Source organism: Enterobacter sp. HK169, assembly GCF_001719105.1.
Classification (GTDB): Bacteria; Pseudomonadota; Gammaproteobacteria; order Enterobacterales; family Enterobacteriaceae; genus Enterobacter; species Enterobacter asburiae_B.
This window is the reverse complement of record NZ_CP017087.1, coordinates 3,493,539-3,515,132: the sequence shown is the minus strand read 5'-3', so window position 1 is coordinate 3,515,132 and position 21,594 is coordinate 3,493,539. Positions and strand designations below refer to the sequence as shown.

Below are 21,594 nucleotides of genomic sequence, written 5' to 3'. Positions count from 1 at the left end.
CACAGACAAATAACGAGGGAGCTTATGAATATTGCCCATGTCGCACTCTGGACCCGCAGCCTGAACGCGCAGGTTCAGTTCTGGGAAACGGTGTTTGGTGGCCGCAGTAACGAACGCTACGTCAGTAAAAATCGTCCCGGTTTCGAATCACACTTTATTACGCTGGATGACGGGCCGACCATCGAGCTGATGACGCTACCGGATCTGCCCGACGCCCCTGCGCACCCGGAGTTTATCGGCTGGGCGCATATCGCCATCAACGTCGGCAGCAAAGCGCAGGTCGACAGCATGGCCGAGCGGGCACTGGCCAACGGCACGCTGCTCAGCGCCCCTCGCATGACCGGGGACGGCTTCTATGAAGCGGTAATTGCGGATCCGGACGGCAACCGCATCGAGCTTGTGGGTGCATAAAATCAGCGTTTCGTTGCTTAGCCGCCCCGGTCACGGATCGCTATACTTCATCTTCATACGGTTATCATATTGTTAAATGATAATGATAGTTAATGTGTTAAGATGAAAGTCAGCATAAACAGTCCCTTACGTAACCGGCGGGATTGTTTGCATCCTCGACATGTAAATCAGCACCGGGGCGGTGAATGGAACACATTGTGTATGTGGTTGATGACGATGACGCAGTCAGGCAGTCCGTGATCGGGCTGCTGGATTCGGCGGACCTGAACGCCGTCGGCTTTTCATCGGCAGAAGCGTTTCTTCAACACCGCTTTGAAGAGCTCCCGTCGTGCGTGGTCCTCGATATGCAAATGCCCGCCATCTCGGGCTTTGAGGTGGCTGACGCCCTAAAGGACAGCGGGCGCGAGATCCCGATTATTTTTCTTACCGGCCACGGCACTATCCCGATGTCGGTGCGCGCCATTAAAGGCGGCGCGTACGAATTTCTCACCAAGCCCGTCGAATCCACCGCGCTTATCGACGCCATCGAGTCCGCGCTTCAGCTGGCGGAACACAACGCCGTGCGCAATAAAGAGCACTACGCCCTGAAGCAGCGCCACATGTCCCTCACCCCGCGCGAGCACGAGGTGCTGACGCTGGCGATAAGCGGCATGCTGAACAAGCAGATTGCCGCCGAGCTGGGCGTCAGCGAGATCACGGTGAAGGTGCACCGCCGCCGCGTGATGGAGAAAATGCAGGTGCGCTCCGTGGCGGAGCTGGTCAGGGCCGTTGAGCGCCTGACCAATAGCCAGCCTGCGGAATAACCTTTACCCTTCCTGCGCCGCCAGCGGCAGCGCAAACGCAAACACCGTGCCGTACGGCTCCCGGCGGCGCGCGCTCAGCTTCCCGCAGTGGCGCTCAATGATGCTGGCGCTGATGGTCAGCCCCATACCCATCCCCTGCACCTTGGTGGAGTAGAACGAGTCAAAAATCTGCTCCAGCCGCTCGGGCTCAATGCCGCTCCCGGTATCGGCGATCTCGACGATCACTTTTCCGTCCGCGTTGGCGGTGCTGAGGGTTATGGTGCTGGCGCGATCCTTCACCTCGGCCATCGCCTCTACCGCATTCATCACCAGATTGAGCAGCACCTGCTGGATCTGCACGCTATCGCCGGTGATAAAGCTGTTCTGCGCCTGTAACAGATAATCAACGCTAATGTGTCTCTGCTCCAGCTCGCTGCGGGAGAGCGTGATGATATGGTGGATCAGGTAGTGCATGTCGATGCGCGAGAAGGTGGGATCCTGCTTGCGCGTCAGGGACTGGATGCTGCGAATGATCTCCCCCGCCCGCGCGCCTTCCGCGGCGATCTCCTCCAGCCCTTCGCGCACTTTATCCAGCCGGGCGGGCTCGCGGTTGAGCCAGCGCAGGCTCGCCCCGGCGTTCGAGACGATCGACATCAGCGGCTGGTTGATCTCGTGGGCGATGGAGGAGGTCAGCTGCCCGACGGTGGTGGCCCGGGACACCCGCGCCAGATCCGCCTGCGCGACCCGCATGGCATCCTCCGCCGCGCGCTGGCCGGTGATATCGGTGATGATGCCGTAATACTCGTTCACCTCGCTGCCCACGCCCACCGGATCGCCAATCCCGAGTATGTAGCGCGTTGAGCCGTCGGTACGCTTAACGCGAAACTCCGCGCGCATGGAGAGCCCGTCGCGCACGCTTTGGGTGACGATGGCGCTGATGCGGGCGTAATCGTCCTCATGGACGAAGGTCAAAAACTCCGCCATGGAGATCGTCTTTTGCTGCCCGGGCAGGCCGAGAATGCGGGCGTACTCTTCCGAGACAAACATCAGATCCTGCTCCAGCTCCCAGCGCCAGCTGCCGGTGTGGCTGATCTGCTCGCCGAGCATCAGCGAGGTCTGGCTGGATCGCAGCTCTTTCTCCACCCGTCGGCGCTGGATGTTCTCCGCCAGCAGCTCGGCGTACAGCCGCGCCGTCTCAAGGGATACCGCGGCCTGCGCGCCCAGCAGGCTCACCACGCGCGAGTGCTCGGCGGTGAAGACCTCCGGCATCAGGCGGTTTTCGAGGTAGAGCACGCCTACCAGCCGCGCCTGTTTGAACATCGGGACGCACATGACCGCCGCCCCCGAGGTCACCAGATAAGGGTCCTGGCTGAAGGGATGGAACTCCTCCGGCCTGCCGGTGCGGATCTCCTGCCCGGTGCGGATCACCGCCGCCAGCACCGACAGCGGCAGGTCGGTCGCCGTCGGCACGTCTTTCAGGATCCGCACCCGCACGCCCTCGGTGCTGGTCCAGGCGCTGGCCTCAATCTCCGGGATGAGGCTCTCGCTCACGCGCAGCAGCAGGCCGCGCTGCGCCCCGGCGCGTTCGAGCAGGATGGTCATCAGGTTTTCGATTAAGCGCTCCAGGTTAATCTCTTCCGACAGCGCGCGGGAGGCTTTGATGACGCTTTGCAGATCGCGGATGGTCTCATTCTGGGCGAACGCCACCGTGTCGTAGGCGCTGGCCTGCCCGGAGGCCAGCAGGTGCGGGAAATCCTGCTCCAGCTGGCGCACCTTGGCCTGCGCGCCCGCGCGGCCCCAGGCGGCAATCGAGCCGCGGAAGTGCGCGTCCGACGCTGTCGGGTAGCCGCAGGCCAGCGCAAAGCGCCCCGCCAGCTCGTGGGCCAGGGCGTTGATCGGGTTAAACCCGCCCTCGCGGGACAGCCGGACCGCCTTCTCATACTGCTCGAGCGCAATGCTGTTCATTCCGTCCAGACGCACGATTTCGGCGTAAATCAGCGCCTCTTTATCCGCGAACGTGCCGGGATTAACGCGCGCCCAGAGGGCGATTTTGTCGTAGTGGGCGTGAATGCTGCGGCGGTGATTCGCCGAGAAGGTCTCCGGCGTCAGCTGACGGGAGAGCGCCAGGGCGCTGTAGAGATGGTAATCCAGCAGATGGATGTGGCCCGGCGCAGACCACGCGTACCAGCCCGCCATCTCGAGATCCGCCTGCGCGTCGGCATATTCGCCGCAGGTAAAGTGCGCCATGCCGCGATACAGCCAGTACCAGAAGAGCATGGTGGAGTTCTTCTCCGGCGCCTGCTCCGGCGACGCGGGAAGCAGCGCCTCCGGCAGCACCTGCGACGCGGTCCAGGTGCCGATGACCGGCGTGCGCAGGAACTCAACGTAGCCGCGCTGGACCATCAAAATGGTTTCCACGTCCTGGAAGTGGGTTTTACGCACGAACGCCAGGCCGCGATCGATGCTGGTCAGCACCCCGTCCAGGTGATCGCCCCGCGAGAGGAAGTTAATCACCTGGTGGCAGGCCGCAAAGCAGGCCATCGTCATATCCCCGTGGGTCACCGCCGAGGTGAAGCAGGCCTTCGCGCACTCGATGGTAAACGATAAAGGCTGGGTCCAGACGCTGAGCTGGTCGAGCGGCAGCAGGGTTTTGGCTTCGAACGCGTCGTAGCCGTGGCGATTGACCAGCTCGCGGGCCAGCGTGCCGTACTGGAACCCAAGGCGATACTCGGCGTAGCGGTGGCCAATCAGCACGCCAAACCAGGCCATCGCCGTGGTGGAGGCGCCGGTAATGCCGTGGTCGAGAGTCAGGTGCATCATGCGGCAGAGCAGCAAAAAGTGCAGGCGCGGGCAGATGAAGCTGGCGCAAATGCTGGCGCTGTAAAGCAGGTTCATCACCGCTTCGGTTTCCGGGTTATCCATCCGCGACAGCTGGGCAAACAGGGTTTGCGGCGCGTCGGCCGTGCGGTTGCAAAACAGCGCCCAGGCCTCGTCGCAGTCGGCATCTTCCGGATAGCGGCTAATCTGGATCCCGAAAATCCCCAGCCAGCAGAGTGCCGCCTCCAGCGCCAGACGGCTGTCCGACTGGCGAATGTACACCTCCACCAGCAGGTTGGCCGCCAGCGCCTTTTCGGTCAGCCCGCCGGGGCAGCCGAGAATGGCGTCACACAGCTCGCGGGTGCGCTCCAGATGCCCCAGCGCAAACTCGCAGCCCGCCTCTTCGATATCGAGCATAAAGTCCGACACCGTCCCGGCGTTGCCCAGTGCTCTGGCGGTCTGGATATAGCCGAGCGCCGAAGGATAATCCCCCGAGCGCTTCGCGCGTCGCGCGGCCAGAAGGCTCAGCTCGCGGAACATCTCGCGCTGCGGGGCGGGCTGGATGCTGTCCAGCGCGGCCGTGACGTGGTGAACGGCGCGGAACAGCAGCTCGTTCCCCGCCGCCTGACGCGCGGCGTCGGCCAGCAGGCTGGCGGTGGTCAGGTGAATATGGCTTCTCTCATGCCGATCCAGCAGCGCAAAGGCGGCCTCCTGCACCCGGTCGTGGGTGAAGGCGTACTTTTTTTCCGCCAGCACGATGAGCTGGGCCATCACCGCCGGGTGCAGCGCATAGCGCATTTCCGCCATCGACATGCCGACCACGCGGCAGATCATCTCCATCTCGCCCGTGCCGCCGAGGCAGGCGATGCTGCCCAGCAGGCGGCGCGTCTCGTCGGGCAGCTCTTCAAGCTGCTCCAGCACCAGGGTGACGAGGTTTTCGGTGTAGTGCCTGGCGCGGATCGCCTGCAGATCGTAGTGCCACTTGTCCTGATATTTGTTGTGCACCACCAGGCCGTCATCCACGATGCGGCGGAAAAACTCGTGCACAAAGAGCGGGTTGCCGCCCGTCTTCTCGTGGATCAGCGTGGCGAGGTCGGTCGTCGCCGCGCTGCGGGTGCGAAATACCGTCGCCAGCCAGCGCGCCACTGCTTTCACGGAAAGCGCCTGCGGGACAATCTCGCTCGCGTTTTGCGCCGCCTCCGGCAGGCCCGCCAGCAGCGCCTGCAGGGCGGCGTCGGGCACGGCGCTGATATCCCGGTGGGCCGCCACCACCAGCAGCGGAACAGCGCCGCAGTTCATCAGCAGATATTTGAGCGTGTGCAGGCTGGCGGCGTCGCTCCACTGGAGATCGTCGAGCACCAGCACCAGCGGGCAGCCCTGCGAGGCAAAGGTTTTTACCAGCGCCAGCACCATATGGCTGAAGCGCGCCCGGGCATCTATGGAAAACGTATCGGCCGAGAAGCGCGGCTTGCTCTCCAGCAGCAGGCCCAGCTCGGGCACCAGGCTGACGGCCAGCGCCTCGTGCCCCTCCAGGGCGCGAGACAGGCGGATTTTCCACTTCGCCACCTCGTCTGCGGGCAGCCCCAGCAGGTGCAGCGTCAGGGTGCGGAACGCGGAGCTTAATACGCCGTAGGGCAGCGACGGCGAAAACTGGTCGACTTTGCCCACCGCCAGCAGCACCGTACGCTGCTGCAGCGTTTTGAGCGCCGTCGCGATGATCGAAGATTTGCCGATCCCCGACGGCCCGCCGATCGTCACCAGCTCCGGCACCAGGTTCTGACTCACCCGCTCAAACGCCGCAATAACGTCGTTCGCCTGCGGATGCGTCGCGAAGAGGGAGTCCGCCAGATGGATCGCCGGTGTGCGGTCCTGCTGGCCGGGGGTAAAAGCGACGATCTCGCCCTCGCAGGTCAGCGTCGCCTGGCAGCGGCGGAGGTCGGCAATCAGCCCGTCGACCGTCTGGTAGCGGTTATCGGGGTGCTTTTCCAGCAGCTTCAGGATGATGGTCGACAGCATCCCCGGCACGTCCGGGCGGATCGCGTCCGGAGCCAGCGGCGCGGAGGCAATATGGTAGTGCGCCCAGTTGGCCCGATCGTCCTCCCCCAGCTCAAACGGCAGGCGTCCGGTCAGGAGTTCATACAGCACCATGCCGAGGCTGTAGAGATCGCTGCGGCCGTCGACGGGGCGCTGGGTGCGGGTGGTGTGCTCCGGCGACATATACGCAGGCGTGCCCCCTGAAACGGCAAGCCGGGTCTGGGTGATGGCATCGGAAAGACTGCTGGAAAGGCCAAAGCTGCCCAGACGGCAGGTGCCGTCGTGATGAACAAAAATACTGCCGGGCTTGATATCGCCGTGGATCAGGTTTTGCAGATGCATCTGGCGCAGGGGAACGCAAATCTGGATCGCCATCTCGAGAAAGCGCGTGATGCCCGAGATCGCCCTGCCCGCGCGCCGCGCCAGCAGTTCAAACGAAAACGGGGCATACACCAGCGCGAAGCGCCCCCGGTACTGCGTTGACGCAACGGCGAGAATGGCCCAGCTGTCCTGCAGCACGTCGCGCAGCGCAAACTCGTTTTTGAGCAGCCGGGTGGCCCGCTCTTCCTCTTCGTCGCTCACCGCGGTGGCGATAATGAACGAGCCGCCGGAGTGAGGATGTCGCGCGTGCATCCAGGCGATTCCGCCCTCCTGCGCCAGCACGGTAAAAATCACATCCTCTTTAAGGACAAAAACCCGCCCCTGGTGAAGATTCACCTGGGCGGGCCAGAATGCAGGCTGCTCGTGTTCGTTCATCCGCGATCCTTATTGTCGGCGGGCCATCTCCCGCTGAATATGATCCAGCAGAATATCGATGTTAATAGGCTTACGCAAAAATGCAGCGGCGCCCAGATCAAGAGCGTACCGCTGCATATTTTCATCAGCATGACCGGAGATAAAGAGCACGGGCGGAGGCGGTACGGCCAGCAGCCGCAGCTTTTCAAACAGCTCCAGGCCGCTCATGCCCCGCAGCTTGATGTCGGTGATCACCAGCGCCGCGCCGGACAGGGCGAAAGGATGGCTCAGAAACACCTCTGCCGAATCAAACGTATCGGCGGCATAGCCTTCCGACTCCAGGAGATTACTCAGCCCGCTGCGGACGGATCGTTCGTCATCAATGATGGCAATGCGCCACGGCAGCGTCATGCTCTCTTTCCTCTCACAAATCATTAAACGTCGCGATCGTCCTTCGCGGGCGCAGGGGGCGCCGTGCCGCTGATTTTCGGCACGCATTCGTGACGAAACCAGGCGAGGGTAAGCGGTTCGCGACTCAGTAAACGCCGTCCCACCGGGATGAGCTGTTCGCCCACCAGCATGCCAAACAGGCCAAGCAGGGCGACAACCGGCGGCGCCGGGGAATGGACGTCGAGCAGAGCGTAAATTACCCCAGCAACCACGCCGCACACCAGCGAAATTATCCATGCTTTCATGACGACGCTCCCGTCTGCGAGTTGGCCTGCGGAACGGTCACCTGAGGAGGGGGCGCAGCGTCGCGGGATAACAGATGGCGCGTCGCCTGTTCGCCCGCCAGCATCCCCAGCAGGCCAATCAGCGCCAGCGCGGGCGGCGCGGGGGAGCGCACCTTCAGCACGGCATACATCAGGCCAATCAACACGCCTGCGGCAAGGGATATCAGCCCAGTACTCATTGTGAACTCCAGAGAAAGAGGCAGCGGCGAGCCGGATGAGGGACCAGCCCGCCAGCGGAACTTAGCGAGCCGGGACCGGCGCTAAGGTGCGGTGCTCGCTCTTCTGGCGAGACGGCGCTTTGTGCACCATGGTATAGGCGTAATCCACGCCCATGCCGTACGCGCCGGAGTGCTCGCGCACGATATCCATCACCGCGGTGTAGGTCTCTTTACGCGCCCAGTCGCGCTGCCACTCCAGCATCACCTGCTGCCAGGTCACCGGGATCACGCCCGCCTGGATCATGCGCTGCATCGCGTAGTCGTGGGCTTCTTTGGAGGTGCCGCCTGACGCGTCCGCCACCATATAAATTTCGTAGTCGCCTTCCAGCATCGCGCACAGGGCAAAGCTGTTGTTGCACACTTCGGTCCACAGGCCGGCCACCACCACCTTCTTCTTGCCGTTAGCCTTCAGCGCGTCGCGCACCTTCTGGTCGTCCCAGGAGTTCATGGAGGTACGCTCCAGGATGTCCTGGCCCGGGAACACGTCCAGCAGCTCCGGATAGGTATTACCGGAGAAGCTTTCGGTCTCAACGGTGGTGATGATGGTCGGGATGTTGAACACCTTAGCCGCTTTCGCCAGCGCCACGGTGTTGTTTTTCAGCACCTGACGGTCAATAGACTGCACGCCAAACGCCATCTGAGGCTGGTGATCGATAAAGATGATCTGACAGTTCGCAGGGGTTAACACTTCGAGCTTTGAAGAGGTCATAGCATTTTCCAGTGGTTAAGGGTGAAATCGCCGCGAGCGCCGCGACGATAAAGTCACCCTCATCCTGCGGTTTTCCGTCTTTGCGCGTAATTATCTCTTCGTATAGTTAACCTTAGGTATAGTTATACTTTGGTATACCTATCCTATTGTATAACTGGATCTTTGCCGAAACCGGTTCCCATAATCCTGACCATTCCCCTCTCAGTCAGGAGCACGTATGGTTACCCTCGGTAAAGCCGATCTCATTCTGGTTAACGGCCAGTTTCACACCGTCGATCGCGAGAACCCCGTCGCGGAAGCCGTTGCCGTGCGCGACGGAAAATTTCTGGAAGTGGGTACCGTCGCCGAGGTGATGCAGCACCACTGCGACGGCACCAAGGTGGTCGACTTAAAAGGCCACACCGCCATCCCCGGCCTGAACGACTCGCACCTGCACCTCATTCGCGGCGGGCTGAACTACAACCTCGAGCTGCGCTGGGAAGGCGTGCCGTCGCTGGCCGACGCCCTGCGGATGCTGAAAGAGCAGGCCCTGCGCACGCCGTCGCCTCAGTGGGTGCGCGTGGTGGGCGGCTGGACCGAGTTCCAGTTTGCCGAGCGCCGGATGCCGACCCTGGACGAGATCAACGACGCCGCGCCGGACACCCCGGTCTTCATCCTGCATCTGTACGACCGCGCGCTGCTCAACCGCGCCGCGCTGAAGGTGGTCGGCTACACCAAGGACACGCCAAACCCGCCGGGCGGAGAGATCCAGCGCGATGCCAACGGCAACCCGACCGGGATGCTGATTGCCCGTCCGAACGCCATGATCCTCTACGCCACGCTCGCTAAAGGGCCGAAGCTGCCGCTTGAGCAGCAGGTCAACTCCACGCGTCAGTTCATGCGCGAGCTGAACCGTCTGGGGCTGACCAGCGCCATCGACGCGGGCGGCGGCTTCCAGAACTACCCGGAAGATTACGAGGTGATTGCCGAGCTGCACGAGAAAAAGCAGATGACCATCCGCATCGCCTACAACCTGTTTACCCAGCGTCCGGGCCACGAGCTGGAAGACTTTGAAAAATGGACCGACATGCTCACGCCGGGCCAGGGCAGCGACTTCTTCCGCCACAACGGCGCGGGCGAGATGCTTGTCTTCTCCGCCGCCGATTTTGAAGACTTCCTCGAACCGCGCCCGGACCTCGCGCCGGGCATGGAGGACGAGCTGGAGCGCGTGGTGCGCCATCTGGTGGAGCACCGCTGGCCGTTCCGCCTGCACGCCACCTATAACGAATCCATCAGCCGCATGCTGGACGTCTTCGAGAAGGTGAACCGCGACATACCGTTCAACGGCCTGCACTGGTTCTTCGACCATGCGGAAACCGTTACCCAGGCCAACATCGACCGCATCAAAGCGCTCGGCGGCGGCATTGCCGTCCAGCACCGCATGGCGTTCCAGGGCGAGTACTTTGCCGAGCGCTACGGCATCGAAGCCACCCGCCACACGCCGCCGGTGGCGAAAATGCTCGAGACCGGCGTGCCGGTGGGCTTAGGGACGGACGCCACCCGCGTGGCGAGCTACAACCCGTGGACCGCGCTCTACTGGCTGGTCTCCGGCCGCACCGTCGGCGGGATGCAGATGTACGACCATAGCGCCCGTCTGGATCGCGATACCGCCCTGATGCTCTGGACCCAGGGCAGCGCGTGGTTCTCCAGCGAGCAGAACCAGAAGGGGCAGATCAAGGTCGGCCAGCTCGCCGACCTGGCAGTGCTCAGCAAAGACTTCTTCCGCGTGCCGGAAGAGGAGATCAAGGGCATCGAGTCCGTCCTCACCGTGGTCAACGGCGACATCGTTTACGCCGCTGGCAGCTTTGGCCCGCTCGCGCCGCCGGCCATTCCGGTCCTTCCCGAGTGGTCCCCGGTGGTCAAGGTGCCGGGCCACTACCGCAGCGCGCCGCCGCAGGCAGCCCGCGTCGGGATGAGCGCCGTTCATCACTGCAGCGGCCCGTGCGGGGTTCACAGCCACCAGCATGATTTCGCCCGCACGTCAGAGATGCCGGTGTCCGACGATAACGCTTTCTGGGGGGCGCTGGGCTGCAGCTGCTTTGCATTCTGATGAAAAACACCTTTGCTCTGCCCCGGGTCGACCTGGGGCTGTTCTTCCTGCGCCTGACCGGCAGCCTGCTGCTGCTCTACGTGCACGGCCTGCCGAAGGTGCTGCACTTCAGCGACGAGCTGACGCGCATTGAAGATCCGTTCGGCTTCGGGCCCTGGGCGAGCCTGATCCCGGCGATTGTCGCCGAGGTGATTTGCCCGCTGTTTATCATTGCGGGCGTGTACACCCGCCTGGCGTGCCTGCCGATTATCGCCGTGCTGCTGGTGGCGATGCTGGTGGTCCACCCGAACTGGTCGATTGCCGAAGGGCAGTTTGGCTGGCTGCTGCTGATTATCTTCACCACTCTCGCCCTCACCGGGCCGGGCCAGTGGCGGCTGCAGCGTAAGGCAGCGGAGAGGTTCGCATGACCCAGGTTAACGACGTTCGCGACGCACACGTCGAGACGACGCCCGCATCGACGGTTTCGCCCTGGCAGCCGCTGAGCCAGCCGGTGTTCCGCATGCTGTGGATCGCCACGGTGGTCTCTAACGTCGGCTCATGGATGAGCGACGTCGGCATCAACTGGAGCATGCTGACCCTGAGCGCCGACCCGCTGGACATCGCGCTGGTGCAGGCAGCCAGCAGCCTGCCGATGTTCCTCTTCGCCCTGCCGTCCGGGGTGATGGCGGACATCGTCGACCGACGTAAATACCTGCTCTTCTCCCAGCTGTGGGTGTTCATCGCCGCCGCCGGGCTGACGGTGCTCTCCTTCACCGGACACGTCACCCCCGCCGTTCTGCTGGTGGCGACGTTTCTGCTGAGCGTGGGCGCGGCGATGAGCTCGCCGCCGTTCCAGGCCGTGGTGCCCGATCTGGTGAGCAAGCCGGAGCTGGGCGCCGCCGTGGCCCTCAACTCGCTCGGGGTGAACATCAGCCGGGCGATAGGCCCCGCGCTGGGCGGTTTCCTGCTGTCGCTCGCCGGGCCGTGGATGGTGTTTGCCCTCAATGCGCTCTCCGTGGTCGGCGTGGCGTGGGTGCTGTGGCGCTGGCGTCCGGCGCCGTCCATTCAGCGTCTGCCGCCGGAGCACTTCTTCTCCGCGGTGCGCTCCGGGATTCGCTACGTGCATGCCGCCCCGGTGCTGCGCAACGTGCTGGTGCGCACGGTGGCCTTCTTCGTTTTCGGCAGCGCGGGCTGGGCGCTGCTGCCGCTGGTGGCGCGCCGCGAGCTGGGCTTAGGCCCGGCGGGCTACGGCGTGATGCTGGCGTGCATTGGCCTGGGGGCGATTGCCGGGGCCATCCTGCTGCCGCGCCTGCGCCAGCGGCTGAACGCCGACCGCCTGATGGTGGCCGCCAGCCTGACCTTTGCTCTCACCATGCTGGCGCTGGCGTTCGTGCGCCACGTCTGGCTGCTCAACCTGTTTGAGTTCTTCACCGGCTTCGCGTGGATTGCGGTGCTTTCAACGCTGAACCTCGGCGCGCAGCGCAGCGCCGCCCGCTGGGTGAAGGCCCGCGCGCTGGCGGTCTACCTGACGGTGTTCTTCGGCTCGATGACCGCGGGCAGCGCCATCTGGGGGCAGATCGCCTCCCGCTTCGGCACACCGACCTCGCTGGTTGTCGCCACGCTGGGGATGGTGCTGGCGAGCGCCACCGTGTTTCGCTGGAAGCTGGGGAAAGATCCGGACCTGAACCTCGACCTCAGCGGCCAGCCGCTGGACGGCGTGGAGATCGATCTGCCCAACGAGCGCGGCCCGGTGCTGGTATCGCACGAGTACATCATCGACCCGCAGAACACCAGGGCCTTCCTGGAAGCCGTACACGAGCTGCGCCGGGTGCGCCGCCGCGCCGGGGCAATGAGCTGGGCGGTATACGAGGATATTGAGCGCCCTGGCCTGTTTATCGAGACCTTCCTGATGGGCTCGTGGATCGAGCATCTGCGCCAGCAGGAGCGCCACACCATGAATGACCTCCTGCTGCAGAGCCGCGTTCTGGCTTTTCATCAGGGCACAACATCACCGGCAATACGCTACCTGGTCGCGCCGGTATAACCCTAACCATCACCTGCACAGGAACACACTATGGCAACGTTTAAGGCAAAAGACGGCACGCAGATTTACTACAAGGACGGCGGCGCGGGCAAACCGGTTCTCTTCAGCCACGGCTGGCCGCTGGACGGCGACATGTGGGATAGCCAGCTGAACTACCTGGCGGAGCGCGGCTTCCGCGCCATCGCCTTTGACCGCCGCGGCTTTGGCCGCTCGGATCAGCCGTGGAACGGCTACGACTACGACACCTTTGCGTCCGACATCAACGACCTGATTACCACCCTGGACCTGCAGGACGTGACGCTGGTGGGCTTCTCCATGGGCGGCGGCGACGTGACCCGCTACATCAACAACTACGGCAGCGCGCGCGTGGCCGGTCTGGCACTGCTGGGCGCGGTGACGCCGATCTTCGGTAAATCCGACTCCTTCCCGCAGGGTGTGGATCAGAGCGTGTTCGACGGCATTCGCGACGGACTGCGTAAAGATCGCGCCCAGTTCATCAGCGACTTCGCGACGCCGTTCTACGGCATCAACGCCGGGCAGACCGTCTCTGCCGGTGCCCTGACCCAGACGCTGAACATCGCCCTGCTGGCGTCTTTGAAGGGCACCATCGACTGCGTGACCGCGTTCGGCGAAACCGACTTCCGCCCGGATATGGCGAAAATCGACGTGCCGACGCTGGTGATCCACGGCAGCAACGACCAGATCGTGCCGTTTGAAAGCACCGGCAAGCTGGCGGCGGAGATGATCAAAAACGCCACGCTGAAGGTGTACGACAACGCGCCGCACGGCTTCGCGCTGACCCACCAGGACCAGCTTAACGAAGATCTGCTGGCGTTTGTGAAGTCGCTGTAATTTTTCCAGGCCGGGTAAGGCGCAGCCGCCACCCGGCGCTTTCGCTCCGCCAGCGGCACGTAGCCAGTGATCGCTGAGACAGGACCTGCAGGCTGAAGGTGCGCGCCTCAAGCCTCTTCTGAGGTAAACACCATGCCCGCATAGGGCTTCTCGCGACACGCCGCCAGCCGCGCGGCGAGACTACCCACGTGCAGCTCCAGCTTGTGCCCGTCCGGGTCGAGAAAGTAAAACGACGCCCCCTCGCTTTTGTTCTGCTTCCAGACGGTGACGCCCGCCTGCTCGAGCCTGTGCGAGAACGGTTCAAAATCCTCCTCCGCCACGGTAAACGCGTAGTGGGTGTAGTCGCTCTCCTGCGGCGGCACGTGCTGGCGCGCCTCGTCGTACGACAGGCAGACCCACAGTTCGCCGCAGGTGAGATAGGCCCCGGTATTCCAGCGGGCGTGCAGCGTCAGCCCCAGCAGCTCGTGCCAGAAGGTGACGCTTTTTTGCAGGTCGCTGACCGCGAGGGTCAGGTGGTTGAGTGATTGCAGCATGACGTGCCCTTTTGTTTTTCGCGCCGGACGTGGTACGGTAAAGAGATGAACATAAACCACGCAGTGCTCACCGTAAACCGCTGGTGGCTGCCTTCTTAAAGGCGGCACGGAGTAGTTTTCCCCATTTTCAGATTGCCGCCGAAAGGCGGCTTTCTCACATTTAAGACCCCTTTCGGCATTACAACGTTAAGGAGTCTTTATGAACGCACCAACCATCCTCACCGGCGACCGCCCAACCGGCCCGCTGCACCTCGGCCACTTCGTCGGATCGCTGCGCCAGCGCGTGGCGCTCCAGCAGACGCACAGCCAGTTTGTGCTGATTGCCGACCTGCAGGGGCTGACCGACAACGGCAGCAACCCGCAGAAAATTCGCGACAACATCCCCGAAGTGCTGGCCGACTACCTCGCCGCCGGCCTCGACCCGAACCTCACCACGATCTGCCTGCAGTCCGCCCTGCCCGCCCTCGCCGAGCTGACGATGCTGTATATGAACATCGTCACCGTCGCCCGCGTGGAGCGTAACCCGACGGTGAAAAACGAGATTGCGCAGAAGGGTTTAGCCCGCTCGCTGCCGGTCGGGTTTATGGCCTACCCCATCAGCCAAGCGGCGGACATCACCGCGTTTAAGGCCGAGTGCGTGCCCGTCGGCGACGACCAGCTGCCGATGATTGAGCAGACCAACGAGATTGTGCACAAGATGAACAGCCTCCTGCCCGCCCCGGTACTGCGCCACTGTAAGGCGATGCTGAGCGACACCAGCCGCCTGCCCGGCATCGACGGCAGCGCCAAGATGTCGAAATCGCTGGGCAACACGCTGCACCTTTCGGCCAGCGAAGAGACCATTCACCGTGCGGTGAGCGCCATGTACACCGACCCGAACCACCTGAAGGTGAGCGACCCGGGGCAGATTGAGGGGAACGTGGTGTTTACCTACCTCGACGCGTTTCATCCGGACAAGGAGAAAGTGGCGGCGATGAAGGCGCACTATCAGGCGGGCGGGCTGGGCGACCGGGCGTGCAAGAACGAGCTAGAGGCATGCCTGCTGGAGCTGATTGCGCCGATGCGGGAGCGGAGAGCGATGTATATGCAAGACAAGGGGGAGCTAATGGCGATGCTGAAGCGCGGGACGGAACGGGCGCAGGGGGTGACGCAGGCGACGTTGAGGGAGGTGAAGGTTGGGCTGGGGGTGCCGGTGTTTTGATAAAGTGAGTTGATTGAGATTGAGCGGTGGAGTGCGTGGGATAGGCATGAAGCCGCGTATTATCTCATTTAGATAATATTAATGCCGTTAATAATTCTTAATCTATCGTTTAGATAAAATAAATTGCTTTAATCGCATAAATATCACATTGATATTATCCTTTATAATACAATTAAAGGGATACTATGGCTGATGTAGAAGATATAGCCCGAAGGTTATGCAACATAATCGCTTCTCCTGATACAGTTACTGGGCTTATAAATGGAGGGCTATCTGTACCGTTAGATTATGGATATCTGGTTTATGGTATCTTTGACACGGATACAAGATATGCTCGTAAAACTCAAAGAATACGAATGTTCACTGCCATAAAAAACGACATCTTGAATTATGAGAATATAGTCAACGCTGTAAAAATCATATTTAAAGAATTCAATAGATATTTAACTGAAGCGGAGCAAGATAAATTATACAGAACTATAATAACTTCAATTGCAGGTAGAATATCAACAAATATTATCGCATCAACTATCGCGAAGCATGTTATTGAAAGAACGTCTTTTACGTTTGTTGTTTTTAAAGGGAAAGGCAACCCAATCACGGCACTGAGCACACTCCTTTTGTTTGGGGGGATGGCTGAACGATCAATTAGAACATCTGACAGACTCAAATCAGATGCACCGGAGGTATATGAACTTCTGAGACACAGAGACTATGACCTATTTTATTTTCTGTTCGCTGATGCCGTCCAACCCTTTGTAGATGCTATCCATGCAGGTTATTCAGAAGGGAAACCTGTATTTAATCAAATCATGAAGAAAGTTAATGAAAAACTAAATGCACACACTATGGCAGGTGTGTATGGATAAGTTTATCATCCCAATTATAAACCTGCTTCTTTGCTCATATTTAGTTTTAGCCTATACCCTTAGCTGGGTTGAATTCGAAACCTGGCATGATAAAACAATCGCCTTTTGCATCACTACCATAAGCTCCTACATTATTTCATTAGTAATGAATAAATTCCTGCCAGGAAGGATATATATTTTTGGTGGGATCCTTGATGTATTATCAGGCCCTTTGCTCGTCGTAGGTGCATTTGCTTGTATAGCTGTCCTTGAACCATGGCCTCTGAAACTTATTGGCTTGTTCATATGGGTCGTGGCGATGTTGCACCTACCTTCTTTTGTAAAAATAGATGAGGAATAATCATGTCAAATCCAGCATATCTTTGGTTAACCGATGCTAATGGCTCACCAGTCCCAGGAGGTTCCATGGTGTCCGGTAGGTTAGGCGCTATTGAATTAAAGGCGGTCGCTCATCACCTCACCATTCCTGTGAGTGGAAATACAGGCCGACTAACAGGTACCCGTGTACATACACCGATTGCCGTTCAGAAAGAATTTGATAAAACGACACCGATTCTCATCAAGGCACTGTGTGAAAACCAAACGCTAAAATCGGCTACGATCAAAATGTATCAAATTGATGATGCAGGAATCGAGAGAGAATATTTCAACATTATCCTGGAGAATGTAAAAATCACGGGTATCACGCCAAATCTGTTCCCCGGTTCTGGAACAGGAACACATACAGAGACGATCGAGCTAAGATATGAGGCAATCACCTGGAAACACTGTGACGGGAATATAGTTTACAGAGATGCCTGGAATCATATGGCGATAGCCTGAACTTACTTTAAAAATTCTCGGGCCGAGGTAACGTTGTGCTTGTCGGTCCGATCAAGCGGAGCACCGCCGGGAAGCACTGGAGATTATTTCCACCGCATTAAAGGAGAGGATCATGATGGAACCCACTCTCTCACAAGTCATTGAGGTTGTTCGAAACTCCTCAGGCGAGCATCGTAAACCTATCGATAGGAATACGTTGATTGAGGCCGATTTGCATATTTGCGGTATCGATGGCGAAGACCTACTGGAAGACTGCGAAGAAGCTTTTGGTGTTCAGCTTGCCACGGAAGAAAATGGCTATATGAAAACGTTCTCTCTTGCTGAGAACGAGTATCTGTTTACGGGTGAGGGTATAGATTTTTTTGGTATCTGTCGGTTTATGCGCTGGGTACGTGGCATACCCGAACCTGTTATACGTGATTTAACTGTGGGTGAACTTCACGCTGCGCTGGTTAACGCGGTGAAAGAGCAGGTTAAGCACGATTGATTTTTACTTAAAACGGGCATGGGATGACATGCCCGTATCGTTTTATTGCTTCAAGGATTACATGAGGTGGGAAGCACGGTTACTCCGAAATCGCCTGCCCTGTTCCACGCTTAACAGCCGGTATATCGCCGGTATCATTTAGCGCTCCCGGAAACGTTTTTAACCACTGCGCGACTTTCTGCTTATTGATATTCACCACGCTCATCCCTTCCAGGCACCCCCATAATTCTCTTGTATGCTGCGGCGTAATCACAATGCAGTCTTTCATGGCGCGAATTTTTACGGGCATGCCGTTGATAAAGCCTGCACGGGTTAACCAGTCGCCGCCCAGCAGAAGATATTTCATGTCTATGCGTGCATAGAGTTCGCAGCAGGCGGCACTGTCCTGCGGCGTTTCTGCGCGGGGATGAACGGGCGCGGTATCAGGCGGGTTGCCGTGCAGACGGCGGGCGCTGTTTTTGCGTACCAGCTCGCGGTTTTCAATCATGCCGGTGAAAGCATCTGATTCTGTTTTGCAAATAGTAAACTCTGGCTTAAAATTCGTCGCAGCCATTTTCAACTCCTTCATAGTTGTTTGTGGTTAGCGGTATGGGGGTGTTGCAGCACCTTCATATCGCGAATTCCTCGTTAAATTCTCTGTGGTACTTCTTTTGCCTTTCGGCGTAATTTCTGATGCTCATTATACAGGGCTGAATATAAATACAGCGGTTTGGGGTGGGGTAAATTTGGAATTTGCGAGGGAGGTTCAGGAAATAATGTTATGCACGGTAAGGTCATGTTTTTGTTAGTTGCGGGTTGATTGGTCTGGGTTTTGCGAGCATCATCGCAATTATTTACCTTCTTTCGTAATGCGATGGCTTCCAGCAAAACTCTCGAACAGGCAATTGCCGACATCACCATCTGGCGCAAAGGCGAGCAGCGTGCACCGCATAAGCCATTATTGCTTCTTTACGTGCTGGCGAACTATCAGCAGGGACATGCGCGCCTGTTTGATTACGGAACCGAGGTCCACGAGCAGTTGCTTAGCCTGTTAGAACGCTTTGGCCCGCAGCGGAAGGCGCATTATCCGAATATGCCCTTCTGGCGGCTCAAAGGGGATGGTTTTTGGGATTTAAAGAACACTGAGTTCTGTTCAACCACTGGCAGTAAGCAACCGCCTGTTAAAGAACTTGTGGAACATAACGTCGCAGGCGGGTTTGATAAAGAACATTTTGCGTTGTTGAGTAAGAACAAAAACCTGATCGGCTCGCTGGCGCAGCAGATCCTTGAAGGGCATTTTCCGGAAAGCATTCAGGAAGAGATCGCGGATGAGATGGGTTTTGATATCCGGCAGATCCGTAAGGTTCGCGATCCGCTGTTCCGCCAGCAGGTGCTGCGGGCTTATAACTATGAGTGTGCAATCTGCGGGTTTAACATGCGACATGATAACGCCTCTGTTGGACTTGAAGCCGCGCATATCAAGTGGAAGCAGTTTGGTGGACCGTGTGAAATCCCGAATGGACTGGCGCTGTGTGCGATTCATCATAAGGCGTTTGATAAAGGATCGATTGGGCTGGATGAGAGTATGCGGGTGCTGGTGTCTGAGGCGGTGAATGGGAATGGGATTGTTGGGAGGCTTTTTTGGGATTTTGCCGGGAGGCAGATTGCTTTGCCGATGGTGAAAGGGAATTATCCAAGGGAAGGGTTTGTGGAATGGCATCGGAGGGAGGTTTTTAGCGGATAAGTGCGAAGGCCGGACTCGAATTTCACACCTAATAGACTGATATAAATATTGTTTATAAACAGGAATGAATAGTTATACCCGAACTTGTACCCACAAGTTAAAATCCGTACAAAAAATAGACATTACAAGTGTGTATAAAGCCATACCAAAAGAACACCGATATGGCTATCAAAGCAAGATTCAGGCAGGAAGGAAAGTTTTCTTCAGAGGCACCAAAAGTTTGGTCTCGATATCGACTTGCTCATAGTTCTCAATAAGCGCACGGACGAGATCATCAAGCGTCCAGAGCGTCAGAGGTATCGTCGAACGGTCGGCTTCATAGCGAGCATCTTTCGTAAAGCCCCCCGTACTGACATAAAGCCCGCGATCGTCTTTATGGCGACCGCCGATAAAGCTGCGAATCTGCTGACTCCCCATTTGCTCCCTGCGATGTTTTACCTCAACGACGATACGTGGATTCTCAAATCCAAATCCATCAGGTGATGCGATGATATCCTTCCCACGATCTGGACCCACAGGAGACACCTGTGTTTTATATCCCATGCTGCGTAAAACTCCTGCAACCAGATACTCCATCTCCTTCGGATCGAGCCCATTAACTCGATCTTTAATACCTTCACGCGCCAACGACTCCACATCGCGAAGCGGATCAGAAACGACCTCATCTTCATCTGTCGCTGTTGGATTATGAGTAATAGCGTCTACAGTGGGTTTCTTATCCTGTAAAAGCTCTTCTGATGCATATTCCGGAAGCTGGAAAACCGTCAGCGTAGAGCCCAATGTGTTTTTGGTAGCAACAGACAATCGATCGCGATCGATTTCTTGAGTATTCCACTTGACCTGCCGAGCAATACCCATCCCCTCTTCCACCCATTCAGGATGATATTGGAAGTCGGATGTGACTTTGCCTAGCAAATAAGTACGGTTGGCTGGCGAATAGGTAATAACCCAATCACCCTTTTGGATCTCATTCACAAAACGCCAGACCTGCGATGCACCAGAACGCGCAGTTCCCAGCTTTGTTAAGGGATCTGCCTCCTGGTATAAGGCGAGCAACTGGGCTCGGGACAGGCCGGGTTTGACTAATGGAGCCAGCTGAGACCAACCGATGCCTACAATTTGCTTATCGCGAAAATCGTCATAGAGTTTGCCGCCGTCACCGCGAATCATCCACATTCTGTTGCCCATACCCGTCCCTTCATGAGGAAAAGAAATTATGCTGGATCATAAGCTTGTTAGCCGTAGGCGTCAAAATTATCCAAAATTACTTCGCTAACATTCCTGGGTAGTGTTTGGCGATAATATCGTTCATCCTCTCGACCAAATCCAGGCGCTTAAAAGTCAAGTGCGCAGTGCCCTTCTGAAAGTAGCGAATCAGGAAGAACTCATCTTCATAAACATCCTTATCCGAGTTATCTCGAATATGCGCCATCAGACAATTAGTGACATCTCCGCGGTTGTCAGGGATCGGTTTACCATCCAGCAAAAACAGCATTCGTTCCAGGTCCGCTAATTGATCCCTCCGCCAACCCCAGTTCAGACTAAATCCCCAGCGGTTGTGGCTCACCAGATTATTGATGATGATCTTCTTACCAAAGCTGCAGGGACTATTGGTTTTATAATCCCAAGACAGGCCTTTGAAGACGTTAATAATCCCGCGCTCAAAGACTTCCATTTTGTTAAGATGTAACAGTTCAAAAGTACTGAGAATGTTCGCCTCACTGATAGTAGGAAGATCCCCTTCCTCCAGGCTCTTGTGCCACTGGTCGCGAGCCTGTGCATCCATTAAGGCCATCATGCCGGATTTCAGCATCAAATCGCGCCAGATACTACTGTCGATATTGCGGGTGACGGCAGGCATCGCTTTATCTGCCTTCTCAGTTAGCCAACTATCGTAGCGGTGCCCTGGCTTCATCGCCCAGTCTTGCGCTGTACCACTGCCAATTTCTGAGGTTAACCGTGAAATGGCATCAAGCTGTTCAATGAGTTGTTCTATCTGTTTTAGTGCGGAATCGCGTCCAGTGACTACACGTTCGATACTGGTCGAAAGAATGAGCTCATTGTGTTCCGTCAACACTTCTGGTTCTGTTTGCATCGTTAATCGTCCATAAAAGCAAACACGCCTGCCGGGAGCGGCAGGCGCATTATGCGATGAATAAAAAAGGTGGGAAGTTCAGATGTAAAAATCAGTAATGGGGCTCGAAGAAATCAAGTATTTATTAATCCGGTAGCTCGCCTGGCTCTGAGAATATCGGTGGCGGTCAGGAATGGTGTTTGATCTTGCCAAGTGAATCCCTTACGGTCAGTGCGTACCAGTTCATAGCGTTCCACTAGGAAATTCACTGCATCAGCAAGTGTAATACCAGCTTCAATATGCTCTTGGATGGCCTCGTCGTCTTGAAATGGCGTGTCGTTAAGTGTCAGGCCGTAATGGTGTTCCAGCAGATACGTTAACAGTTGCTGCCAGACCTGTACGGGCGACAGGCGTGACGAAACCGGCACCGTGGCCGGTACAGTTGAAATGTGCATAATTTGGGTCCTGATAAAAGAAGAGA

22 protein-coding genes are annotated in these 21,594 nt (G+C 58.1%); 12 read left to right on the top strand and 10 right to left on the bottom strand.

Annotated elements, in window-relative coordinates; all coding sequences use genetic code 11:
• Nucleotides 1-24 precede the first annotated feature (24 nt).
• Both EnteroDNA1_RS16710 and EnteroDNA1_RS16705 read left to right on the top strand, forming a co-directional pair.
• Entirely contained in the window at nucleotides 25-411 is a 387-nt protein-coding gene (locus tag EnteroDNA1_RS16710) for a VOC family protein (protein ID WP_069303608.1), read from the top strand.
• 185 nt (nucleotides 412-596) lie between these two features.
• Complete coding sequence (locus tag EnteroDNA1_RS16705) at nucleotides 597-1,214, top strand: response regulator transcription factor (RefSeq protein ID WP_033144524.1); 618 nt, start codon at nucleotides 597-599, stop codon at nucleotides 1,212-1,214.
• 3 nt (nucleotides 1,215-1,217) lie between these two features.
• On the opposite strand, the gene EnteroDNA1_RS16700 is transcribed toward EnteroDNA1_RS16705, so the two are convergent.
• The 5 genes from EnteroDNA1_RS16700 to EnteroDNA1_RS16680 form a co-directional block, all read right to left on the bottom strand.
• Nucleotides 1,218-6,800, bottom strand: a complete 5,583-nt coding sequence (locus EnteroDNA1_RS16700; protein ID WP_069303607.1) for an ATP-binding protein — start codon at nucleotides 6,798-6,800, stop codon at nucleotides 1,218-1,220.
• 9 nt (nucleotides 6,801-6,809) lie between these two features.
• Nucleotides 6,810-7,190 carry a response regulator transcription factor gene (locus EnteroDNA1_RS16695; RefSeq protein WP_033144522.1) on the bottom strand — a complete coding sequence of 127 codons (381 nt, stop codon included), beginning with the start codon at nucleotides 7,188-7,190 and terminating at the stop codon, nucleotides 6,810-6,812.
• Nucleotides 7,191-7,213: 23 nt separating this feature from the next.
• Nucleotides 7,214-7,474, bottom strand: a complete 261-nt coding sequence (locus EnteroDNA1_RS16690; protein ID WP_010427264.1) for a XapX domain-containing protein — start codon at nucleotides 7,472-7,474, stop codon at nucleotides 7,214-7,216.
• Nucleotides 7,471-7,692: a DUF1427 family protein gene (locus tag EnteroDNA1_RS16685; protein WP_069303606.1), complete on the bottom strand. Its 222-nt coding sequence runs from the start codon at nucleotides 7,690-7,692 to the stop codon at nucleotides 7,471-7,473. The genes EnteroDNA1_RS16690 and EnteroDNA1_RS16685 overlap by 4 nt, the downstream gene beginning before the upstream one ends.
• Nucleotides 7,693-7,753: 61 nt before the next feature.
• On the bottom strand, nucleotides 7,754-8,440 hold the full coding sequence (locus EnteroDNA1_RS16680) for a hydrolase (RefSeq protein WP_008501349.1): 687 nt from the start codon (nucleotides 8,438-8,440) through the stop codon (nucleotides 7,754-7,756).
• Nucleotides 8,441-8,657: 217 nt separating this feature from the next.
• Here EnteroDNA1_RS16680 and EnteroDNA1_RS16675 point away from each other — a divergent pair, with 217 nt between their 5' ends.
• From EnteroDNA1_RS16675 to EnteroDNA1_RS16660, 4 genes are read left to right on the top strand one after another with little or no spacing between them, the layout of a single operon-like run.
• Nucleotides 8,658-10,529 (top strand): amidohydrolase, encoded by a 1,872-nt coding sequence (locus tag EnteroDNA1_RS16675; protein ID WP_069303605.1) that lies wholly within the window; start codon nucleotides 8,658-8,660, stop codon nucleotides 10,527-10,529.
• Nucleotides 10,529-10,936 (top strand): DoxX family protein, encoded by a 408-nt coding sequence (locus tag EnteroDNA1_RS16670; RefSeq protein ID WP_069303604.1) that lies wholly within the window; start codon nucleotides 10,529-10,531, stop codon nucleotides 10,934-10,936. Before EnteroDNA1_RS16675 ends, EnteroDNA1_RS16670 begins: the two co-directional genes overlap by 1 nt.
• Nucleotides 10,933-12,552, top strand: a complete 1,620-nt coding sequence (locus EnteroDNA1_RS16665) for an MFS transporter (RefSeq protein WP_069303603.1) — start codon at nucleotides 10,933-10,935, stop codon at nucleotides 12,550-12,552. Before EnteroDNA1_RS16670 ends, EnteroDNA1_RS16665 begins: the two co-directional genes overlap by 4 nt.
• 30 nt (nucleotides 12,553-12,582) lie before the next feature.
• Nucleotides 12,583-13,404 (top strand): alpha/beta fold hydrolase, encoded by an 822-nt coding sequence (locus EnteroDNA1_RS16660; RefSeq protein WP_033144516.1) that lies wholly within the window; start codon nucleotides 12,583-12,585, stop codon nucleotides 13,402-13,404.
• 107 nt (nucleotides 13,405-13,511) lie between these two features.
• On the opposite strand, the gene fosA is transcribed toward EnteroDNA1_RS16660, so the two are convergent.
• A complete protein-coding gene (fosA, locus tag EnteroDNA1_RS16655) occupies nucleotides 13,512-13,937 on the bottom strand; it encodes a FosA/FosA2 family fosfomycin resistance glutathione transferase (protein WP_069303602.1) in 426 nt (141 codons plus the stop codon).
• A 199-nt stretch (nucleotides 13,938-14,136) separates the two neighbouring features.
• Here fosA and trpS point away from each other — a divergent pair, with 199 nt between their 5' ends.
• The 5 genes from trpS to EnteroDNA1_RS16630 all read left to right on the top strand — a co-directional run bounded on the left by trpS (nucleotide 14,137) and on the right by EnteroDNA1_RS16630 (nucleotide 17,316).
• The gene (trpS, locus tag EnteroDNA1_RS16650; RefSeq protein WP_069303601.1) at nucleotides 14,137-15,138 is read left to right on the top strand and encodes a tryptophan--tRNA ligase; all 1,002 of its coding nucleotides are present in this window, start codon (nucleotides 14,137-14,139) and stop codon (nucleotides 15,136-15,138) included.
• Between the two features lie 185 nt (nucleotides 15,139-15,323).
• Nucleotides 15,324-16,007 carry a hypothetical protein gene (locus tag EnteroDNA1_RS16645; protein ID WP_069303600.1) on the top strand — a complete coding sequence of 228 codons (684 nt, stop codon included), beginning with the start codon at nucleotides 15,324-15,326 and terminating at the stop codon, nucleotides 16,005-16,007.
• Nucleotides 16,000-16,347: a hypothetical protein gene (locus EnteroDNA1_RS16640; protein ID WP_069303599.1), complete on the top strand. Its 348-nt coding sequence runs from the start codon at nucleotides 16,000-16,002 to the stop codon at nucleotides 16,345-16,347. The genes EnteroDNA1_RS16645 and EnteroDNA1_RS16640 overlap by 8 nt, the downstream gene beginning before the upstream one ends.
• 2 nt (nucleotides 16,348-16,349) lie before the next feature.
• Nucleotides 16,350-16,829, top strand: coding sequence for an Hcp family type VI secretion system effector (locus EnteroDNA1_RS16635; RefSeq protein WP_069303598.1), 480 nt, complete (start codon nucleotides 16,350-16,352; stop codon nucleotides 16,827-16,829).
• Nucleotides 16,830-16,944: 115 nt separating this feature from the next.
• Nucleotides 16,945-17,316, top strand: coding sequence for a hypothetical protein (locus EnteroDNA1_RS16630; RefSeq protein WP_029739309.1), 372 nt, complete (start codon nucleotides 16,945-16,947; stop codon nucleotides 17,314-17,316).
• 79 nt (nucleotides 17,317-17,395) lie between these two features.
• Here EnteroDNA1_RS16630 and EnteroDNA1_RS22205 read toward each other — a convergent pair whose 3' ends face one another.
• The gene (locus EnteroDNA1_RS22205; protein WP_073001057.1) at nucleotides 17,396-17,869 is read right to left on the bottom strand and encodes a SymE family type I addiction module toxin; all 474 of its coding nucleotides are present in this window, start codon (nucleotides 17,867-17,869) and stop codon (nucleotides 17,396-17,398) included.
• A gap of 300 nt (nucleotides 17,870-18,169) precedes the next feature.
• Between EnteroDNA1_RS22205 and EnteroDNA1_RS16620 the strand changes: the two genes are divergently transcribed.
• Nucleotides 18,170-19,039, top strand: coding sequence for a phosphorothioated DNA-binding restriction endonuclease (locus EnteroDNA1_RS16620; RefSeq protein ID WP_069303597.1), 870 nt, complete (start codon nucleotides 18,170-18,172; stop codon nucleotides 19,037-19,039).
• A 180-nt stretch (nucleotides 19,040-19,219) separates the two neighbouring features.
• Here the strand turns inward: EnteroDNA1_RS16620 and EnteroDNA1_RS16615 are convergent, their stop codons facing one another.
• From EnteroDNA1_RS16615 to EnteroDNA1_RS16605, 3 genes are all read right to left on the bottom strand, one after another.
• Nucleotides 19,220-20,227 carry a restriction endonuclease gene (locus EnteroDNA1_RS16615; RefSeq protein ID WP_017880110.1) on the bottom strand — a complete coding sequence of 336 codons (1,008 nt, stop codon included), beginning with the start codon at nucleotides 20,225-20,227 and terminating at the stop codon, nucleotides 19,220-19,222.
• 76 nt (nucleotides 20,228-20,303) lie between these two features.
• Nucleotides 20,304-21,134 carry a DUF4942 domain-containing protein gene (locus tag EnteroDNA1_RS16610; protein ID WP_069303596.1) on the bottom strand — a complete coding sequence of 277 codons (831 nt, stop codon included), beginning with the start codon at nucleotides 21,132-21,134 and terminating at the stop codon, nucleotides 20,304-20,306.
• A gap of 113 nt (nucleotides 21,135-21,247) precedes the next feature.
• Nucleotides 21,248-21,568 (bottom strand): TA system toxin CbtA family protein, encoded by a 321-nt coding sequence (locus tag EnteroDNA1_RS16605; protein ID WP_069303595.1) that lies wholly within the window; start codon nucleotides 21,566-21,568, stop codon nucleotides 21,248-21,250.
• Nucleotides 21,569-21,594: the final 26 nt, after the last annotated feature.

Excerpts from the sequence above, each read along its gene's own strand:
- EnteroDNA1_RS16710 (WP_069303608.1), top strand. The coding sequence starts at position 25 with ATGAATATTGCCCATGTCGCACTCTGGACCCGCAGCCTGAACGCGCAG.
- EnteroDNA1_RS16705 (WP_033144524.1), top strand. The coding sequence starts at position 597 with ATGGAACACATTGTGTATGTGGTTGATGACGATGACGCAGTCAGGCAG.
- EnteroDNA1_RS16700 (WP_069303607.1), bottom strand. The coding sequence starts at position 6,800 with ATGAACGAACACGAGCAGCCTGCATTCTGGCCCGCCCAGGTGAATCTT.
- EnteroDNA1_RS16695 (WP_033144522.1), bottom strand. The coding sequence starts at position 7,190 with ATGACGCTGCCGTGGCGCATTGCCATCATTGATGACGAACGATCCGTC.
- EnteroDNA1_RS16690 (WP_010427264.1), bottom strand. The coding sequence starts at position 7,474 with ATGAAAGCATGGATAATTTCGCTGGTGTGCGGCGTGGTTGCTGGGGTA.
- EnteroDNA1_RS16685 (WP_069303606.1), bottom strand. The coding sequence starts at position 7,692 with ATGAGTACTGGGCTGATATCCCTTGCCGCAGGCGTGTTGATTGGCCTG.
- EnteroDNA1_RS16680 (WP_008501349.1), bottom strand. The coding sequence starts at position 8,440 with ATGACCTCTTCAAAGCTCGAAGTGTTAACCCCTGCGAACTGTCAGATC.
- EnteroDNA1_RS16675 (WP_069303605.1), top strand. The coding sequence starts at position 8,658 with ATGGTTACCCTCGGTAAAGCCGATCTCATTCTGGTTAACGGCCAGTTT.
- EnteroDNA1_RS16670 (WP_069303604.1), top strand. The coding sequence starts at position 10,529 with ATGAAAAACACCTTTGCTCTGCCCCGGGTCGACCTGGGGCTGTTCTTC.
- EnteroDNA1_RS16665 (WP_069303603.1), top strand. The coding sequence starts at position 10,933 with ATGACCCAGGTTAACGACGTTCGCGACGCACACGTCGAGACGACGCCC.
- EnteroDNA1_RS16660 (WP_033144516.1), top strand. The coding sequence starts at position 12,583 with ATGGCAACGTTTAAGGCAAAAGACGGCACGCAGATTTACTACAAGGAC.
- fosA (WP_069303602.1), bottom strand. The coding sequence starts at position 13,937 with ATGCTGCAATCACTCAACCACCTGACCCTCGCGGTCAGCGACCTGCAA.
- trpS (WP_069303601.1), top strand. The coding sequence starts at position 14,137 with ATGAACGCACCAACCATCCTCACCGGCGACCGCCCAACCGGCCCGCTG.
- EnteroDNA1_RS16645 (WP_069303600.1), top strand. The coding sequence starts at position 15,324 with ATGGCTGATGTAGAAGATATAGCCCGAAGGTTATGCAACATAATCGCT.
- EnteroDNA1_RS16640 (WP_069303599.1), top strand. The coding sequence starts at position 16,000 with ATGGATAAGTTTATCATCCCAATTATAAACCTGCTTCTTTGCTCATAT.
- EnteroDNA1_RS16635 (WP_069303598.1), top strand. The coding sequence starts at position 16,350 with ATGTCAAATCCAGCATATCTTTGGTTAACCGATGCTAATGGCTCACCA.
- EnteroDNA1_RS16630 (WP_029739309.1), top strand. The coding sequence starts at position 16,945 with ATGGAACCCACTCTCTCACAAGTCATTGAGGTTGTTCGAAACTCCTCA.
- EnteroDNA1_RS22205 (WP_073001057.1), bottom strand. The coding sequence starts at position 17,869 with ATGGCTGCGACGAATTTTAAGCCAGAGTTTACTATTTGCAAAACAGAA.
- EnteroDNA1_RS16620 (WP_069303597.1), top strand. The coding sequence starts at position 18,170 with ATGGCTTCCAGCAAAACTCTCGAACAGGCAATTGCCGACATCACCATC.
- EnteroDNA1_RS16615 (WP_017880110.1), bottom strand. The coding sequence starts at position 20,227 with ATGGGCAACAGAATGTGGATGATTCGCGGTGACGGCGGCAAACTCTAT.
- EnteroDNA1_RS16610 (WP_069303596.1), bottom strand. The coding sequence starts at position 21,134 with ATGCAAACAGAACCAGAAGTGTTGACGGAACACAATGAGCTCATTCTT.
- EnteroDNA1_RS16605 (WP_069303595.1), bottom strand. The coding sequence starts at position 21,568 with ATGCACATTTCAACTGTACCGGCCACGGTGCCGGTTTCGTCACGCCTG.